The organism is Marilutibacter maris (assembly GCF_006546735.2).
GTDB lineage: Bacteria > Pseudomonadota > Gammaproteobacteria > Xanthomonadales > Xanthomonadaceae > Marilutibacter > Marilutibacter maris.
On the sequence record NZ_VICD02000119.1, the window covers coordinates 1 to 18,086 of the forward strand.

Sequence of the window (18,086 nt, forward strand, 5' to 3'; positions counted from 1 at the left end):
GGCGCTGGGAAGAGCGTCCGCTCCTGGGCGAGGGCGCGGCGGCGGATGCCGGTTCGATCCGGCGCGCGCTGGCCCTGGTCCGCAATGGCGTGGCGGTGTGGCTGGTCGCCTCGCTGCTGCTGGCATTCGTGTCGGAGGCCGCGCGTCATGCTTGAACACGGCGGACGCCTGCGGTGCGCGGCCGAGCGCTACCGGATCCCGCTGGCGGACTGGCTCGACCTGTCGACCGGCATCAGCCCGTTCGGATGGCCGCCCCCGTTGCTGCCGGCCGAGGTCTGGCAGCGCCTGCCGGAGGACGACGATGGCCTGGTCGAGGTCGCGCGCGGCTACTACGGCGCGCCGCACCTGCTGCCGGTCGCCGGTTCGCAGGCGGCGATCCAGGCGCTGCCGCGGCTGCGCGCTCCGGGCCGGGTCGGGGTGATCGCACCCGGCTACGCCGAGCATGCGCAGGCCTGGCGTCGCGCCGGACACGAGGTCGTGCGCCTGTCGGCGGCGCAGCTGTTCGAGGCGGCCGAGCGTCTGGATGTGGTGGTGCTGATCCATCCCAACAACCCGGGCGCGGAGCGGTTCCAGCGCGGGGACCTGCTCGGGCTGCATGCGCGGTTGGCGTCGCGTGGCGGCTGGCTGGTGGTCGATGAGGCCTTCATCGACGCGACCCCCGAGCGCAGCCTGTGCGGGGACAGCGACCGCGAGGGACTGGTCGTGTTGCGCTCGATCGGCAAGTTCTTCGGCCTGGCCGGTGCGCGCGCCGGTTTCGCCTGCGCCAGCGCGGGCCTGCTCGACGCGCTGCGCGAGCGGCTGGGGCCGTGGGCGCTGTCGGGGCCGACCCGGCACGTGCTGATGCAGGCCCTGGCCGACCGCGACTGGCAGGCCGCCGCACGTACGCGACTGATCTGGGCAGGAACGCAACTGGGCGAATCGCTGGACCGCTGCGGTTTGAGCGAGGGCGCCGGTTGCGCGTATTTCCAATGGCGTCGGCATCCGCGGGCGACGCGGCTGCATGATGCGCTGGCGCGGCGCGGCATCCTGGTGCGTTGCTTCGACAGCGACGAGGCGACGCCGCCGAGCCTGCGTTTCGGGCTGCCGGCCGATGCCGCTGCCCGGCAACGACTCGAGCGCGGTCTGCATGAGGCGCTGAGCGAGATGAGCGGACGCGAGGTGGCCGGATGAGTGCGCGGGTGCTGATGGTGCAGGGCTGTACCTCCGACGCCGGCAAGAGCACCGTGGTCGCCGCGCTGTGCCGCTGGCTGCGCCGGCGCGGTGTGCGGGTCGCGCCGTTCAAGCCGCAGAACATGGCCCTGAACGCGGCGGTGACCGCCGACGGCGGCGAAATCGGGCGCGCGCAGGCGGTGCAGGCGCAGGCCTGCGGGCTGGTCCCGCACACCGACTTCAATCCGGTCCTGCTCAAGCCCAGCAGCGACAAGGGCGCCCAGGTGATCGTGCACGGTCGCGCGATCGGACAGATGGACGCGGTCGGCTATCACGACTACAAGCGCGTCGCCTTCGACGCGGTGCTGGCCTCGCACCGGCGACTGGCGGCGGGGTTCGACGCGGTGGTGGTCGAGGGGGCCGGCAGCCCGGCCGAGATCAATCTGCGCGCGAACGACATCGCCAACATGGGCTATGCCGAGGCGGTCGACTGTCCGGTGATCCTGGTCGCCGACATCGACCGCGGCGGGGTGTTCGCGCATCTGGTCGGCACCCTGGCGTTGCTGTCGGACAGCGAGCGCGCGCGTGTCGCCGGCTTCGTGATCAACCGCTTCCGCGGCGACATCGCGCTGCTGCAGTCGGGCCTGGACTGGCTGGAGCGCGAAACCGGCAAGCCGGTGCTCGGGGTGCTGCCGTATCTGCATGGGCTGCACCTGGAGGCCGAGGACGCGTTGCCCACCGACGCGCCGGCCAAGCCCGAGGCGACGCTGCGGGTCGCGGTGCCGGTGTTGCCCCGGATCAGCAACCACACCGATTTCGATCCGTTGCGCGCGCATCCACAGGTCGATCTGCGCTTCGTCGGCCCCGGCGAGCCGGTGCCGCCTTGCGATCTGATCGTGCTGCCCGGCAGCAAGGCCACCCGGGCCGACCTGGCGTGGTTGCGCGCGCACGGCTGGGATCATGGCATCGCCCGCCACCTGCGTTACGGCGGTCGCCTGCTCGGGATCTGCGGTGGCCTGCAGATGCTCGGCCGCGCGGTCCACGACCCGCTCGCGATCGAGGGCGCGGCCGGCTCCAGCGAAGGGCTGGGCTGGTTGGAGCTGGAGACGACCCTGCGGGCGGACAAGCAACTGCGCGCCGTGAGTGGACGGCTCGCCGACGATTCGGCGGCGGTGCGCGGCTACGAGATCCATTGCGGGGTCAGCGAAGGGCCGGCGCTGACGCAGCCGTTCGCGCGGCTGGACGACGGCCGCGACGACGGCGCGGTGTCCGCCGACGGGCAGGTGATCGGCAGCTATCTGCACGGTCTGTTCGACCACCCCGAGGCGCTGGCGGCGATGTTGCGCTGGGCCGGTCTGGCGACTGCGCAGCCGCTGGACATGGCGGCGTTGCGCGAGGCCGCGATCGAGCGCCTGGCCGACGCGGTCGAGGCCCATCTGGATACCGCGCGCCTGGCCGCATTGCTGGAGCCGGTCCGATGACCGTCGCCGGCATGCGCACCCTGATTCTCGGCGGCGCCCGCTCCGGCAAGAGCGCGTTGGCCGAACGGCTCGCCGACGACTGCGGTCTGGCGGTGACCTATGTCGCGACCGCGCAGGCCGGCGACGGCGAGATGGCGGCGCGCATCGTCCACCACCGCGCGCGGCGACCGCCGCACTGGGCCTGCATCGAGGAGCCGTTGGCGCTGGTCGAGGTGCTGCGCGAACACGCCGCCGCCGAGCGCTGCCTGCTGGTCGACTGCCTGACCCTGTGGCTGAGCAACCTGCTCGCCGATCCCGATCCGCGCCGACTGCAACGCGAGTGCGAGGCCTTGTCGGCGCTGCTGCCCTCATTGCCGGGCCGCGTGCTGCTGGTCGGCAACGAGGTCGGACTCGGGGTGGTGCCGATGGGCGAACTCAGCCGCCGCTTCGTCGACGAGGCCGGCCGCCTGCACCAGGCGCTTGCCGCGCGTTGCGACCAGGTACTGTTCGTTGCCGCCGGACTGCCGATGGCCTTGAAGGGCACATGTCCGTGAGCGGCGCGCGGACGGATGCGGCAACACAGTGGAGCGCATCGGCAAACGGCTCCGGGATGGCGACCAGAACGGGAGGAACAGGCATGGATTTCGACGTATACGGCCCGTGCAGGCTGCCGGACGCCGGCGCCCGCGAAGCGGCGCGGGCGCACCAACTGTTGCTGACCAAGCCGCCGGGGGCGTTGGGGGCACTGGAGGATGCCGCGGTCGCGCTGGCCGCCTTGCAGGGCCATCAGCGGCCCAGGCTGGACCGGATCTGGATCAGCGTGTTCGCCGCCGATCACGGGGTCGCGGCCGAGGCGGTGTCCGCGTTCCCGCAGGCAGTGACCGGCGAGATGGTGCGCAACTTCGCGAACGGCGGCGCCGCGATCAGCGTGCTCGCGCGCCGTCTCGGCGCGACCCTGGAGGTCGTGCAACTGGGTACGGTCAACGATCCCGGCCCCTTGCCCGGCGTGATCCGGGCGTGGATCGCCGAGCAGACCGCGAACTTCTGCCAGGCGCCGGCAATGGACGCCACGCAATTGCGACGCGCCCTGCATGCCGGCGCCGAGAGCCTCGCGCGTGCGCACGCCGGCGACGCGCACGCCTTCGTCGGCGGCGAAATGGGCATCGCCAACACCACCGCGGCCACCGCGCTGGCCTGCGCGTTGCTGGGTGAGTCGCCCGAGTCGCTGGCCGGTGCCGGCACCGGCCTGGATGCCGCCGGCATCGCGCGCAAGCAGGCGGTGGTCGTGCGCGCATTGCAACGCCATGCCGATGCCACCGATGCGCTGGATATCCTGGGCCGGCTCGGCGGCTTCGAGATCGCCGCGCTGGCCGGGGCCTACATCGCCGCCGCGCAGCGCGGACTGCCGGTGATCGTCGACGGCTTCATCGCCACCGCGGCGGCGCTGGCGGCGGTGCGGATCAATCCCGGTGTGCGCCCGTGGCTGCTGTTCTCGCACTGTTCGCACGAGCGCGGTCATCGGCGCCTGCTCGAGGCGCTGGACGCGCGTGCGCTGCTCGAACTCGGCCTGCGCCTGGGCGAGGGCAGCGGTGCGGCGGTGGCGGTGCCGCTGTTGCGGCTGGCCTGCGATCTGCACGCGGACATGGCGACCTTCGAGCAGGCCGGGGTGTCCACCGCATGAGGGGCGATGGCGGAACCGGGACCGTGGCCGACCGGATCGCGGACGACGCTGCCGACGATGCGCCGGACACGGCCCGTATCGAGCTGCTGCGCCATGGCGACACCGGTCACCGCGGCTTTCGCGGACAGCTCGACGACCTGCCGGCCGAGCAGGGCCTGGCGCAGATGCGCGCGGCGGTCGCGGGCCGGAGCTGGGACGTGCTGGTGAGTTCGCCGCTGCGCCGCTGCGCACTGTTCGCCCGCGAGTTCGCGACCGCGCTGGGGGTGCCGCTGCGCTTGGAGCCGCGCCTGGCGGAGTATCGCTTCGGCCGCTGGCAGGGCGTGCCGATGGAGGTACTGGCGGAGAAGCAGGGCGCGGCGTTGGCGCGCTTCTGGGCCGATCCGGCGGCGCATCCGCCGCCGGGCGCGGAGACCATCGCGCAGTTCGACGCGCGGGTGCGCGCGGCACTGGCCGATGTCGCGAACGCCTTCGACGGCCGTCGCGTGCTGGTCGTCACCCACGGCGGGGTGATCCGCTTGCTGACGTGCCGGGCGCTGGGGCTGCCCTGGTCGCGGATGGCATCGCTGGAGGTGCCGCACGCATCCCTGCATCGCCTGCGCGACGGGCGGGTATCGCCGGCGGACGATGGGATCCGCGCGCGATGAGCGGACTGCTGGTTGCGATCGGTTTCCTGACCCGGATCCCGGTGCCGGTCGCCGTGTTCGAACGCGCCGGCGCGCAGGCGCGCTCGCTGCCCTGGTACCCGTTGGCCGGTGCGCTGATCGCCGCGTTGCTGGCGGTACTGGCCGCGCTGGTGCCGGCGAAGTCGCCGTTGCTGGCGGCGGCGCTGGTGCTGGCCGCGTGGGTGTTGCTGACCGGCGCCCTGCATCTGGACGGCCTGGCCGACAGCGCCGACGCCTGGATCGGCGGACTCGGCGACCGCGACCGCACCCTGGCGATCATGAAGGACCCGCGTTGCGGGCCGGCCGGGGTCACCGCGCTGGCGCTGGTGCTGCTGCTGAAGTTCGCGGCACTGGCGACGCTGCTGGCGGGCGCCGACCGCGCCTGGCTGCTGGCCCCGGTGCTGGCGCGGGCGGCGCTGGCGCTGGCCTTCGTCGGCACGCCCTATGTCCGCGCCAACGGCATGGGCTCGGCGCTGGTGGAGGCGGCGCGCATTCCGGTTGCGATCGCGCTGCTGCTGACCCTGGTCGCCGCCGCCGCGTTCGCCGTGGCCGGCGGCATCGCGTTGCTGGCCGCGGCGCTGGTGTTCCTGCTCTGGCGCCGCGCCTGCCTGCGCCGGCTCGGCGGCATGACCGGCGACACCTGCGGAGCGCTGGCGGAGCTGACCGAGACCGCGGTCCTGGTCGCGCTGGCCTGGTCGGCGGCGGCGATGCCCTGAGCCGGGTCGGTCGCGGCGTTTCTTCCGGGCGTGTCGTTGCGCGGTCGATCAGGCCGAGGCCGGCGGCAGATGGCGGTCGCCGCGGAAGGCCGGGGTCGCCATCACCATCTCGGCGAGGCTGTGGGCCAGTTCGCGCTCGGCCATCACCGCGCCGTCGGCGCCGTGTTCGAGCAGGTGCTTGACCTCGTTGTCGCTGTGGGCGCGGGCGACGATGGTCAGTCCGGGGTTGATCCCGCGCAGGTGGGCGATGATCTCGCCGGCCTCCAGCACGTTGGGGATCGCCAGCATCACCGTGTTGGCGCTCTGCGGGCGCGCTTCGGCCAGCACCCGCTCGTTGGCGGCATTGCCGCGGATCGATGGCAGCCCGGCGGCGCGCGCGTGTTCGACCAGGTCGTCCTCGCCGTCGATCACCACCAGCGGCACCTTCTGCGCCTGCAGCAGGCGGCCGAGCTCGCTGCCGACCCGCCCGAAGCCGATCAGGATCACGTGGCCGCTGAGGTCCTCGGGAATCGGCGGGCTGACCTGGGGCGGCGCGACCTGGACCCGCTCCTCGCTGGCGCGGCGCTCGCGGCGGAGCATCCAACCGAACAGCACCGGGTTGATCACGATCGAGATCAATGCGCCGGCCAGGATCAGGTCCTGGCCTTCCTCGGGCAGCAGCTCCAGCTGCAGGCCGAGGCCGGCGAGGATGAACGAGAATTCGCCGATCTGGGCCAGGCTGGCGGTGATCGTCAGCGCGGTCGTGTTGGGCTTGCCCATCGCGCGCACGATCGCCCACACCGCCACCGACTTGCCGACCACGATGACCAGCACGGTCGCCAGCACCTGCAAGGGGCGTTCGGTGATGATCCACGGGTCGAACAGCATGCCGACCGAGACGAAGAACAGCACCGCGAAGGCGTCGCGCAGGGGCAGGGTCTCGTTGGCCGCCTTGTGGCTGAACTCCGATTCGTTCAGCAGCATGCCGGCGAAGAACGCGCCCAGCGCGAACGAGACGCCGAACATCTCCGCCGATCCGAACGCCACGCCCAGCGCGATCGCCAGCACGCACAGGGTGAACAGCTCGCGCGAACCGGTGCCGGCGACGCGCTCGAGGATCCACGGGATCACCCGCCGGCCGATCAGCAGCATGAAGGCGAGGAAGGCGCCGACCTTGATGAAGGTCGAGGTCAGCACGTAGACCACCGACGGCGATTCGCCGCCCTCGGCGCCGCGCAGCACGTCGGCGAAGGCCGGCAGCAGCACCAGGGCCAGCACCATCGCCACGTCCTCGACGATGACCCAGCCGATCGCGATGCGGCCCTTCTCGCTCTCGATCAGGCGCCAGTCCTCCAGGGTGCGCAGCAGCACCACGGTACTGGCGACCGACAGCGACAGACCGAACACGATGCCGGCGCCGTGCGACCACCCCAGCACCTGGCCGAAGCCCCAGCCCAGCACGGTGGTGAAGGCGATCCGCAGCAGCGCGCCCGGCACCGCGATCGCCTTGACCTCGAGCAGGTCGCGCAGCGAGAAGTGCAGGCCGACACCGAACATCAGCAGGATCACGCCGATCTCGGCCAGCTGCGGGGCCAGGGTCTGGTCGCCGACGAAGCCGGGGGTGAACGGCCCCACGACCACGCCGGCCAGCAGGTAACCGACCAGCGGCGACAGCCGCAGGCGGTGCGCGATCGCGCCGAGGGCGAAGGCCAGCACGAAGGCTCCGACGAGCAGGGCGATCAGCGAGGTGTGGTGCATCGAATCTCCAGTCGGGGGCGTGCGGCGGGGTACGGCAAGGGCGCCGGCGCCAGGCCGGGCCCGCATGGCCGCGGCGATGAGGCCGGCGGACAGGATAAGCCGGCCGTTGTCACGGAATGGTGGCGATGGCCGCGGCCGGCATGTTCGCCGGCCGCACGGAAAGACGCCCCGCGATGCGGGGCGTCCAGGTCAGGCCGTGGCGACGGTGGACGGCGTTCGCCGCCGCGGCCGATGCCCGCGCAGCGGGCTCACCACTTGTAGCCGACCCGCGCGTAGGCGAAGGCGCCGTTGAAGCCGAACGGCGAGGACCCGCTGTACGGCAGCTGGCCGGAGGTGGAATTGGGGTAGATCACCTCGTCCGGATACTCGTTGAGCACGTTGTCGCCGCCGAGGGTGAACTCCCAGCGGTCGAGTCGATAGGTCGCCGACAGGTCCAGCGTCCACTCCGGATCGAAGGTCTGGTCGCGGGCGGGATCGGCGTTGCGCACGGTGAACTCACCGTAGCGGGTCAGGTTGGCGCCGAAGCTGAACGAAGCGACGTTCCAGACCCCGCCGAGGAAGAACTTGTCGCGCGGCGCGCCGACCTCGAACCGGCCCAGCTCGACCCGGCCGAAGCGCACCGCGTCCGGGTCGATCGCCTCCAGCGCGGCGGGGTTGGCCGCGACCTTGTCGATACGGGTCTTGTTGTAGTTCAGGCCCGCGGTCAGGTCGAGGCTGCTGGACGGCAACGCCCAGGCATAGGTCGCGACCACGTCGACGCCGTCGGTGGTGGTGTCGATGGCGTTGGTGAAGTAGCGACCGCCGGCGATCGCCGGGAAGCCGTTGGCGTTGAGGTAGTCGCGCACCGGCGTGCTGATCAGGTTCTCCGACAGCGTGATGCGGTCGTCGACCTCGATCCGGTAGGCGTCGATGGTGACGTACAGACCGTCGGCGGGCTGCAGCACCAGGCCCAGGCTGTAGTTGGTCGACTCCTCGGCCTTCAGCGGCTCGGCGCCGAGCGCGATCGCCGCCGGGTGGTTGGTGCGGAAGGTGGCGATGTCGAACGGCACGCCGCCGATGAAGTTGGTCGAGGTGGTCTGGTAGAACTGCTGCTGCAGCGACGGCGCGTGGAAGCCGGTGGACACCGTGCCGCGCAGCGCGACCGTGTCGGTGAACGCGTAGCGCGCGGTGACCTTGCCGGTGGTGGTGTCGCCGAAGTCGCTGTAGTCCTCGTAGCGCGCGGCCACGCCCATCGACAGCCTGTCGGTCAGGTCGCCCTCCAGGCCCGCGTAGAACGACAGGTTGTGGCGATCGAAGCTGCCGCTGTCGCCGGGACGGAAGCCCGGGAACACCTGCGACCCCGAAGGCGCGGGCGCGCCGCTGGGCAGCAGTTCGCCGCCGTTGATGTAGGACGCCGGCTCGCCCGGCGACTGGGTGAATTCCTCGCCGCGCCACTCGGCGCCGTAGGACAGGGTCAGCGGGTAGGCTAGGCCCCAGTCGAGCAGCTTGTTGAAGTCCAGGTTCAACACGTGCTGGGTCAGCTCCAGTTCGCCGGCGTGGAAGTTCGTCTGCGAGCTGGGGCCGATGCTGCGGTTGAGCGAGTTGCGTACGTCGAAGCTGAGGTCGTTGCTGCCGTAGGCATAGCTGAAGTCGACGTCGGTGCCGCCGGCGGTGGTGGCCTCCAGGCCGGCGACGAACTGGGTGTCCTCGGACTCGTTGTAGATCTGCGGCAGGAAGCCGTTGGGGTAGATCTCGGGGATGTTGCGCGAGTCGCCGGCGGGGCGGAAGTAGCCGTTCGACAGCACCTCGCGCTTGGTGAAGATGCCGTAGGAATAGAACTCCAGCGCGTCGGCGATGCGGTAGCCGCCGTTGTAGGAGAACGCGCCGTCGTCGATCTCCGGATCGCCGTAGCGCTGCACGACCTTGCCCAGCGGCGCCGAGCTTGGGCTCGGCGTGCCGATGTAGGGGCGCGCACGGTCGGTCTGGTCCTGGTGTCCGCCCTGGGCGGCGAAATGGACGAAGCCGTCGGCGCCCAGGCCGAAGCCGGCATCGCCCGCGAGCTGGTACTGCTGGCCGTCGCCGGCGCTGTACTGGCCGACGGTGGCGACGATGCCGCCGCCGCTGTCGCTGCTCTTGAGGACGACGTTGACCACGCCGGCGATCGCGTCCGAACCGTATTGGGCGGAGGCGCCGTCGCGCAGCACTTCGACCCGCGCGATCGCCGAGATCGGAATCGAGTTGAGGTCGGCGGGGGACGAGCCGCGGCCCTGCGAACCGTTGACGTTGACCAGGGCGCCGGGGTGATAGCGCTTGCCGTTCACCAGCACCAGCACGTGGTCGGGCGAGAGGCCGCGCAGCTGCGCCGGGCGCACCGCGTCGGTGCCGTCGGTGATCGCCGGGCGCGGGAAGTTCAGCGAAGGGACGGCACGCGAGAGTGCGGTCGCCAGCTCGACGGTGCCGGTGGCTTCCAGCACCTCGGGGGTGATGATGTCGATCGGCGCGGTCGACTCGGCGACGGTGCGGTCGGCGACCCGGGTACCGGTGACGATCAGGGTGTCGAGGGTGGTGCGGGCATCGCCTTCGGCATCCTGCGCGAACGCGGCCGGGGCGGCGAGGGCAAGCGCGAGGGCCAGTGCGAGGTGCGACGGGGAGGGGAGCGGGGGAGACAGCGGTCGATTCATGACAACTCCAGGCAGGATCCGTTTGACTGAGTGTGGCGTGTTGCTTTGCAGCAATATCCGATTACAGTGGCGTGACAGCGATGTCAACATTTTTTTAACAAGCGTTCTGCGACACCCTGCCGATAAACTGCCCGTCCCTGCATTCGGCTACGCCCGGTCTCCTTGTGATTGCTTTTCGAAATTTCGCCCTGCGGCGCGGCGAACGCCTGCTTCTGTCCAATGTCGACCTGGCCCTGCACGCGGGCTGGCGGGTCGGTGTGATCGGCCGCAACGGCACCGGCAAGTCCTCGCTGTTCGCGGCGATCCGCGGCGAGGTCGAGGCCGATGCCGGGGACATCGACGTGCCCAACCGGGTCCGCATCGCCAGCGTCGCCCAGGAAACCCCGGCGCTGGACGACACCGCGCTGGACTTCGTGTTGTCCGGCGACGCCGAGGTGCACGCGGCGATCCAGGCCGAGGCCAATGCCTTCGCCAACGAGGACTGGGAGGCGGTCGCCGAGGCGCACCAGCGCCTGGAAGCGCTCAACGGCTACGACGCCAGCGCCCGCGCCGGCAAGCTGCTGCATGGCCTGGGCTTCTCCGCCGACACCCACGACCGCCCGGTCAAGGCGTTCTCCGGTGGCTGGCGGGTGCGCCTGAACCTGGCGCGCGCGCTGATGATGCCCAGCGACCTGCTGCTGCTCGACGAGCCGACCAACCACCTCGACCTCGACGCGGTGCTGTGGCTGGAGCAGTGGCTGTTGAAGTATCCCGGCACCCTGCTGCTGATCAGCCACGACCGCGAATTCCTCGACGGCCTGTCGACCCATACCCTGCACCTGCACGACGGCAAGGCCCGGCTGTATACCGGCGACTACACCGCGTTCGAGCGCCAGCGCGCCGAACACCTGCGCCAGCAACAGATCGCGTTCGAGAAGGAACAGGCCGAGCGCGAACACCTGCAGAGCTTCATCGACCGGTTCAAGGCCAAGGCCAGCAAGGCCAAGCAGGCGCAGAGCCGGGTCAAGCGCCTGGCCAAGCTGGCCGGCACCGAGGCGGTGCGGGTCGAGCGCGCGCTGCGGATCGATCTTCCGGCGCCGGACAAGCTGCCGCATGCGTTGCTGCGGCTGACCGATGCCGACTGCGGCTACGCGCTGGCCGACGGCGGCCATGCGCAGATCCTCGACCAGGTGGGCTTCATCCTCGAAGCCGGCGACCGGGTCGCGCTGCTGGGCCCGAACGGCGCCGGCAAGTCGACCCTGGTCAAGTCGCTGGTCGGCGAGCTGCCGTTGCTGGCCGGAGAGCGCAGCGGCCACCCGGACCTGCGGATCGGCTACTTCGCCCAGCACACGGTCGAGTCGCTGCACGAGGGCCGCAGCCCGATCGATCATCTCGGCGACATCGCGCCGGGCGTGGCGACCCAGCAGTTGCGCGACTTCCTCGGCAAGTGGAACTTCCCCGGCAACCGCGCGTTCGAGCCGGTCGACGGCTTCTCCGGCGGCGAGCGCGCGCGGCTGGCGCTGGCCCTGATCGCCTGGCGCAAGCCCAACGTCATGCTGCTCGACGAGCCGACCAACCACCTCGACCTGGACATGCGCGAGGCGCTGGCCGAGGCGCTGGCCGACTTCGATGGCGCGATCGTGCTGGTCAGCCACGACCGGCACCTGATCGGCCTGGTCTGCGACAGCTTCTGCCGCGTCGCCGACGGCCAGGCGCAACCGTTCGACGGCGACCTCGACGAGTACGCGGCGTGGCTGCGCAGCCGCGATGCCTCCGAGGACGGCAAGGGCGGCCGCCGCAAGACCGGCCAGGCGCAGGCGCCGGCGCCGGAACCGGCGGCGAAGCCGCGCAAGGCCAATCCGGTCAAGCTGGCCCAGGCCGAGGCGCGGGTGGCGGAGCTGGAGCAGAAGCTGAAGCAGATCGATGCCGATCTGGCCAACCCGGACAACTACGGCGACGGCAGTGGACGCGCCGCCGAGCTGAGCCGCGATCGCGAAACGCTGGCGGCGCAGCTGGCCGAGGCCGAGGCGGCGTGGTTGTCGCTCTACGATGCCGCCTGAGTCCGGCCGGGTGGGCGCGGCCTCCGCGCCCTGGATGCGGTGTTGATCCGGTCGCGGCTATAGTGCCGCGCCTTGTGATCGCGATCACGTCCGGCGGCGATGCCGCGGGAAGCCGCCGTCCCCACGCAAGCCAATCGAGGTCTCGATGCGAAACGAACTGATCTACCTGGTACTGATCTTCGGCCTGCTGGTGGTGCCGCGCGCGCTGCAGCGGTTCAAGATCCCGGCGCCGCTGACCTGCCTGCTGTTCGGCGTCGTCGCGATGCTGGCCTGGGGCGATCAGTCGCACGACCCGCTGGTGGGCTGGCTGGCGACGCTGGGCATCTCCTCGCTGTTCCTGTTCGCCGGCCTGGAGGTCGATCCCGGCGCGCTGCGCAAGGGCCTGCGGCCGCTGCTGGCGCACCTGGCGATCCGCACCCTGGCGCTGTGCGGCGTGACCTGGCTGGCGTGGCGCTACTTCGAGCTGGACTGGCGCCCGGCGACCCTGCTGGCGCTGGCGCTGATGACGCCGTCGACCGGCTTCATCCTCGACACCCTGGAGCGGCTGGGCCTGGACGAGGGCGAGCGCTTCTGGGTGACCAGCAAGGCGATCGCCGGTGAGCTGTTCGCGCTGGTGGTGCTGTTCGTCGTGCTGCAGGCCAACGATCCGGTCCATCTCGGGCTGTCGTCGCTGGCGCTGGTGGCGATGCTGATCGGCCTGCCGCTGCTGTTCATCGCCTTCGGCCGCTGGGTGGTGCCGCATGCGCCGGGCTCGGAATTCTCGCTGCTGGTGATGGTCGGCCTGGTCGCCGCGTTCGCCACCGCCAAGCTTGGCGTCTACTACCTGGTCGGCGCGTTCGTGGCCGGCCTGATCGCGCGCCTGCTGCGGATCCGCATGCCGCGCCTGGCGTCGAGCCAGAACCTGCACGCGGTGCGCCTGTTCGCGACCTTCTTCGTGCCGTTCTACTTCTTCAACGCCGGCACCAAGGTGCCCGAGGGGGCCCTGAGCTGGCAGGCGTTGGGGCTGGGACTGGCATTGACCGCGGTGGTGCTGCCGTTCCGGATCGGCACGGTGTGGACGCAGCGCCGTTTCATCTTCGGCGAGGACAACCGCAGCAGCCTGCGGGTGTCGATCTCGCTGGCGCCGACGCTGATCTTCACCCTGGTGCTGGCCGGCATCCTCCGCGATCGCTTCGCCCTGGCCGACGAGTTGTTCGGCGCGCTGCTGCTGTACGCGACCCTGACCACGATCCTGCCGTCGCTGGTGCTGCGCGCGCCGTTCGACGTCGATCCGCTGGACCAGCGCAAGCCGCCGGTGCATCCGGAGGACGCGATCGCCGGCGAGCGTCGCGCCAGTCCGCCCAGGCGGCCGGAGATCACCGGCTGACGGTCGCGCGCGCTGTCGTGCCGGACCGCCGTATCCGGCGTCCGCGGTTTGACGAACCGCATCGCGCCGTGTTTCGGTAAAAGGCGGTTCGTGCACGGAAGGTGGGATGGGAGCGCTGCACACGCTCGATTACGTCGTGTTGGCGGCGTACGTGGTGGTTGTCATCGTGGTCTGCGCGCGGGTGTCGCGACGCAGTCCTGATTCGGACGAATTGTTCCTCGCCGGACGCACCCTCGGCGCCGGGGTGGTCGGCCTGTCGCTGTTCGCCTCGAACATCTCCTCGACGACCCTGATCGGTCTGCCCGGCGCGGCCTGGTCGTCCGGCATCGCGGTCGCCAACTACGAGTGGATGGCGGCGCTGGTGCTGCTGTTCTCGGCCCTGTTCGTGGTGCCGGTGCTGCTGGGCAACCGCTTGACCACGATCCCCGAGCTGCTGGAACGGCGCTTCGACGCGCGCCTGCGCAAGTACCTGTCGGCGGTCAGCGTGTTCCTGTCGATCGTGCTCGATACCGCCGGCAGCCTGTACGCGGGCGCGGTGGTGCTGAAGGTGTTCTTCCCGGCGCTGCCGCTGGTCGAGACGATCGTCGCGATCGCGCTGTTCGCCGGCCTCTACACCGCCGCCGGCGGCCTGCGCGCGGTGGTCTATACCGACGTGCTGCAGTCGGTCGTGCTGCTGCTGGGATCGGCGGTGCTGACGGTGCTGGTGTTCGCCGAGTTCGACTATTCCTGGGCGAAGGTGGTCGCGGCGGTACCGGCCGACCACATGTCGCTGATCCGGCCGCTCGACGATCCCGACCTGCCGTGGCTGGGCACCCTGATCGGGTTGCCGATCCTGGGCTTCTACTACTGGACGATGAACCAGTACGTCAGCCAGCGGCTGCTGGGGGCGCGCAGCGTCGATGCCGCCGGCGGGGGCGCGATCCTGGCCGCCCTGCTCAAGCTGCTGCCGCTGTTCCTGATGGTGCTGCCCGGGGCGATGGCGATCGCATTGCTGCCGGATCTGCAGCGCGGCGACGAGGTGTTCGCGCGGCTGCTGGCCGAGTACGCCCCGGTGGGGCTGGCGGGCCTGGTCCTGGCCGGCCTGCTGGCGGCGATCATGTCCTCGGTCGACTCGGCGTTGAACTCGGCCTCGACCCTGATCACCCTCGACTTCATCGAACCCCGCCGGCCCGGCCTGGATACCCGCGCGCTGGCGCGGATCGGCCGCACCACGACCCTGCTGCTGATGGCGCTGGCCGCCGCCTGGGCGCCGATGATCGACAACTTCCCGGGCCTGTTCGCCTATCTGCAGCAGACCTTCGCCTACGTGACCCCGCCGCTGGTCGCGGTGTTCGTGCTGGGGCTGTGGTGGAAACGGTTGGCGGCGGGACCGGCGCTGCGCGCGTTGGTCAGCGGGCACGCGCTCAGCGCGGCCTGGTTCGTCGCCACCCAGCTGGGCTGGCTGGACATCCATTTCACCATCGTCGCCGGTGCGTTGCTGGCGGCGACCGTGCTGGCGGCATGGCTGTGGCAGGCGTCCAGCACCCAGCGGCCGGCACCGGATCATCTGGCTGCGGTCGATGCCGGCGCCGCACCGCGGGTCCGCGCGGGCGTGCGCTGGGGCGCGGCGGTCGTGACCGCGCTGACCGCCGCGCTGGTGCTGGCGTTCTGGTGACCGGCGCGCGTCGGTGCGCGCCGGTCGTCCGTCTCAGTCCCGTTCCAGTTCGTAGACGTGCGAACGCTGGCCGCTGCCGGCGGCCTCGACCGCTTCTAGGAACTCGCGGCCCCAGCGCTCGACGTCGTAGCGGCTGACGATGTCGAACAACTGGCGCTGCCGCGATTCGGCCTCGTCGGCCGGCATCGCCAAGGCGTGCTCCAGTCCCAGCATCAGGTCGGCGGTGTCGTGCGGGTTGGTCAGTACCGCGCCCTTGAGTTCGGCGGCGGCGCCGGCGAATTCCGACAGCACCAGCACGCCGGCGCTGTCTTCGACCCCGTGGGCGGCGATGAACTCCTTCGACACCAGGTTGAGGCCGTCGCGCAGCGGGGTGATCCACATCACGTCGGCGGCGGCGTAGTGGGCGACGACCTCGTCGAAGGGCAGGCCACGGGCGAAGAAGCGCACCGGGGTCCAGTCCAGCTGCGCGTGGCGGCCGTTGATGCGGCCGACCGCCTGTTCGATCTGGGTCTGCAGCTGGCGGTAGACGGTCATCTCCTGCGCCGCCGGCACGCACACCATCAGCAGGGTGACGGTGCCGCGCAGCTCGGGGCGCTGTTCGAGGATTTTCTCGAACGCCAGCAGCTTCTCCAGCGTGCCCTTGGTGTAGTCCAGCCGCTCGATCGACAGCACCAGCTTGCGGCCGTCGAACTCCTCGCGGATCCGATCGATGCGGTCGCGCACGTCCTCGCGCGCCAGCATCCCGCGGATGCGGCCCATGTCGGTGCCGACCGGATGCGCGCCCAGCGCGACCTGGCGGTCGCCGACCCGGATCGCGGTGGTCATTCGGTCCAGCCCGACCGCGCAGCCGTAGGTCAGGAAGCGCGGCGCGCAGCTCTCGCGCGATACGGTCTCGAACGGCATCGCACCGCGGACCACGTCGACGAAGTTCTCGACCTGGCGCGGGATGTGGAAGCCGATGTAGTCGCACTGCAGCAGGCTGCCGAGGATGTCGCGGCGCCACGGCACCACGTTGAAGACATCGGCGGACGGGAAGTAGGTGTGATGGAAGAAGGCGATCTTCAGGTCCGGCCGCAGTTCGCGCAGGAAGGCCGGCACCATCCACAGGTTGTAGTCGTGCAGCCACACCGTCGCGCCGTGCGCGGACTCGGCGGCGGCGGCCTCGGCGAACTTGCGGTTGACCTTGAGGAAGGTCCGCCAGTCCTCCTCGCGGAAGCGCGCGCGCTCCCAGAAGGTGTGCAGCATCGGCCAGAACGCTTCCTTGGAAAAGCGCTTGTAGAACGCATCGACCTCGGACTTGCTCAGCTTGACCCGGGCCGCGGTGAGGTTGGGGTAGAGCTCGGTATCGACCGTGGTGTGGCTCTGGAACGGCCGCCCCGATTTCGGGTCGTCGATGCTCCAGGCGACCCACGAGCCCTTGCGGCCGCCACTGAAGAAGCCCAGCAGGCTGGGGATGATGCCGTTGGGCGAGCGCGGCTGGCGGCGTTTGACCTGGCCGTCCTCGAGGTATTCCTCGTACGGCAGCCGGTGGTAGACCATCACCAGTTCGGACTTGCCGAATTTCAGCGAGGCCGGGGTGCTGAGCTGGAGCTCTTCCTCCGGCAGCAGCTTGAACTGGCGGATCGCCTCGAGAATGCCGCCGCAGCCGGGCGCCTTGGCGTGCATCACGTTGGCGAGCTGGCGGGTGGCGCGGGTCAGCGCCTTCTCCGACTCGCCGACCGCCACGCCCTGGAAGCCGGCGGTGAACATCGACAGGTCGTTGAGGGTGTCGCCGGCGACCAGCACCCGCGCGCCCGGGATCCCGAGCTGGTCGGCCAGCGCGGCCAGGGTGCGTCCCTTGTCGGTGCCAGGCGGCAGGATGTCGAGATAGCGGTCGGCCGAGTACAGCACCGAGCAGCCGAGCGTGGCGGCGGCGGCCTCGACATCGTCGCGGACCTTCGCCAGCGCCCTGGGCTCGCAGAAGTACGAGCAGCGGCGCTCCTGCGGCACGTCCTGGCGGACCAGGCCGGGAAAGTCGTCGATCAGGTCGGCGACCACGTGTTCGCCCGGCCAGCGTGCGTCGATGGACGCCTGCAGCGGCTGCACCGGTTGCAGGCTGTGGCCATCGACCACGGTCGCGCCGACGTCGCAGATCACGTAGTCGGGGCGGGGCAGGGTCGGGTCCGACAGCAGCGGCATCACCGCCTCCAGGCCGCGGCCGGTGACGAACACCAGGCGGATCTCGGGGTGGCGGTCGACCAGGCGATACAGGTGCTGGCGGTGCTCGGCGCTGCCGGCCAGGAAGGTGCCGTCCAGGTCGGTGGCCAGCATCAGCTTGGGCAGGCGGCCGGCGGCCGGCGTGCCCGTGGGCGGGGTTGGGGAAAGTGTCTGGGGGTCTTTCTGGGTCAATGGATTTCCTTGGTGGGGGCGATGTCTTGGGGCGAGGACGAAGGTCCGTCCCCGGCAGGGTCGTCGTCGCTGTCGGACTGGGCGTCCGGCAACAGCTCAAACGCGGTCGGTGTGGTCCGCAGCATGGCCTGGAAGGCGACCGGGTGTTCGAGATCGCGGCGGCGCAGCAGGCGCCGGCCGCCGGCGATCAGCGCGGTGGCGCCCAGGGTCGCGGCGAAGAAGCCCGGCAGCGCGTCGGGTCCGATGCGGGTCATCGCCACGCCGGCCAGGGCCGGTCCGATCGCCGAGCCGATGCCGTTGAGCAGCAACAGGCTGCTGCCGGCCGACAGGGTGTCCTCGGGCGGCAGGTGGTCGAGCAGGTGAGCCATGCAGATCGGGTAGATCGCGAAGGCGAGGCCGCCGAAGGCAAAGAACAGCGCGTACAGGAGCGGGCCGGAGCGCCCGGCCGGCAGCATCATCACGACCGCCGCGGCGGCGGCCAGCAGGCAGACCAGGGCGAGGGTGGTGCGGCGGTCACCGCCGTCCGACAGCCGTCCGATCGGCCACTGCAGCGCCGCGCCGCCGACGATGGTCA

Annotated in this window: 13 protein-coding genes; 9 read left to right on the top strand and 4 right to left on the bottom strand. The window is 71.0% G+C overall.

Features of this window, described 5'->3' with window-relative positions; all coding sequences use genetic code 11:
• Window positions 1-147 precede the first annotated feature (147 nt).
• The 6 genes from cobD to FKV24_RS07620 all read left to right on the top strand — a co-directional run bounded on the left by cobD (window position 148) and on the right by FKV24_RS07620 (window position 5,668).
• Window positions 148-1,170 carry a threonine-phosphate decarboxylase CobD gene (gene cobD, locus FKV24_RS07595; protein WP_141481944.1) on the top strand — a complete coding sequence of 341 codons (1,023 nt, stop codon included), beginning with the start codon at window positions 148-150 and terminating at the stop codon, window positions 1,168-1,170.
• A complete protein-coding gene (locus tag FKV24_RS07600) occupies window positions 1,167-2,630 on the top strand; it encodes a cobyric acid synthase (protein ID WP_141481945.1) in 1,464 nt (487 codons plus the stop codon). Before cobD ends, FKV24_RS07600 begins: the two co-directional genes overlap by 4 nt.
• A gap of 11 nt (window positions 2,631-2,641) precedes the next feature.
• A complete protein-coding gene (gene cobU, locus FKV24_RS07605) occupies window positions 2,642-3,163 on the top strand; it encodes a bifunctional adenosylcobinamide kinase/adenosylcobinamide-phosphate guanylyltransferase (protein ID WP_141481954.1) in 522 nt (173 codons plus the stop codon).
• Between the two features lie 83 nt (window positions 3,164-3,246).
• Window positions 3,247-4,290, top strand: coding sequence for a nicotinate-nucleotide--dimethylbenzimidazole phosphoribosyltransferase (cobT, locus tag FKV24_RS07610; RefSeq protein WP_141481946.1), 1,044 nt, complete (start codon window positions 3,247-3,249; stop codon window positions 4,288-4,290).
• A 23-nt stretch (window positions 4,291-4,313) separates the two neighbouring features.
• The gene (locus FKV24_RS07615) at window positions 4,314-4,934 is read left to right on the top strand and encodes a histidine phosphatase family protein (protein ID WP_249040957.1); all 621 of its coding nucleotides are present in this window, start codon (window positions 4,314-4,316) and stop codon (window positions 4,932-4,934) included.
• Complete coding sequence (locus tag FKV24_RS07620) at window positions 4,931-5,668, top strand: adenosylcobinamide-GDP ribazoletransferase (RefSeq protein WP_141481948.1); 738 nt, start codon at window positions 4,931-4,933, stop codon at window positions 5,666-5,668. Before FKV24_RS07615 ends, FKV24_RS07620 begins: the two co-directional genes overlap by 4 nt.
• Window positions 5,669-5,716: 48 nt before the next feature.
• Here FKV24_RS07620 and ybaL read toward each other — a convergent pair whose 3' ends face one another.
• Window positions 5,717-7,405, bottom strand: coding sequence for a YbaL family putative K(+) efflux transporter (gene ybaL / locus FKV24_RS07625; RefSeq protein ID WP_141481949.1), 1,689 nt, complete (start codon window positions 7,403-7,405; stop codon window positions 5,717-5,719).
• Between the two features lie 248 nt (window positions 7,406-7,653).
• Complete coding sequence (locus FKV24_RS07630) at window positions 7,654-10,065, bottom strand: TonB-dependent receptor plug domain-containing protein (RefSeq protein ID WP_141481950.1); 2,412 nt, start codon at window positions 10,063-10,065, stop codon at window positions 7,654-7,656.
• 164 nt (window positions 10,066-10,229) lie between these two features.
• Between FKV24_RS07630 and FKV24_RS07635 the strand changes: the two genes are divergently transcribed.
• The 3 genes from FKV24_RS07635 (at window position 10,230) to FKV24_RS07645 (ending at window position 15,124) form a co-directional block, all read left to right on the top strand.
• On the top strand, window positions 10,230-12,104 hold the full coding sequence (locus FKV24_RS07635; RefSeq protein ID WP_141481951.1) for an ABC-F family ATP-binding cassette domain-containing protein: 1,875 nt from the start codon (window positions 10,230-10,232) through the stop codon (window positions 12,102-12,104).
• Window positions 12,105-12,249: 145 nt separating this feature from the next.
• A complete protein-coding gene (locus FKV24_RS07640; protein WP_111267261.1) occupies window positions 12,250-13,470 on the top strand; it encodes a cation:proton antiporter in 1,221 nt (406 codons plus the stop codon).
• A gap of 106 nt (window positions 13,471-13,576) precedes the next feature.
• Window positions 13,577-15,124 carry a sodium:solute symporter family transporter gene (locus FKV24_RS07645; RefSeq protein WP_141481952.1) on the top strand — a complete coding sequence of 516 codons (1,548 nt, stop codon included), beginning with the start codon at window positions 13,577-13,579 and terminating at the stop codon, window positions 15,122-15,124.
• A gap of 33 nt (window positions 15,125-15,157) precedes the next feature.
• Here the strand turns inward: FKV24_RS07645 and ggpS are convergent, their stop codons facing one another.
• Window positions 15,158-17,512, bottom strand: coding sequence for a glucosylglycerol-phosphate synthase (gene ggpS / locus FKV24_RS07650; RefSeq protein ID WP_249040958.1), 2,355 nt, complete (start codon window positions 17,510-17,512; stop codon window positions 15,158-15,160).
• On the bottom strand, window positions 17,509-18,086 hold a 578-nt coding region (locus FKV24_RS07655; RefSeq protein WP_141481953.1), incomplete at its 5' end, for an MFS transporter. The genes FKV24_RS07655 and ggpS, both read right to left, overlap by 4 nt.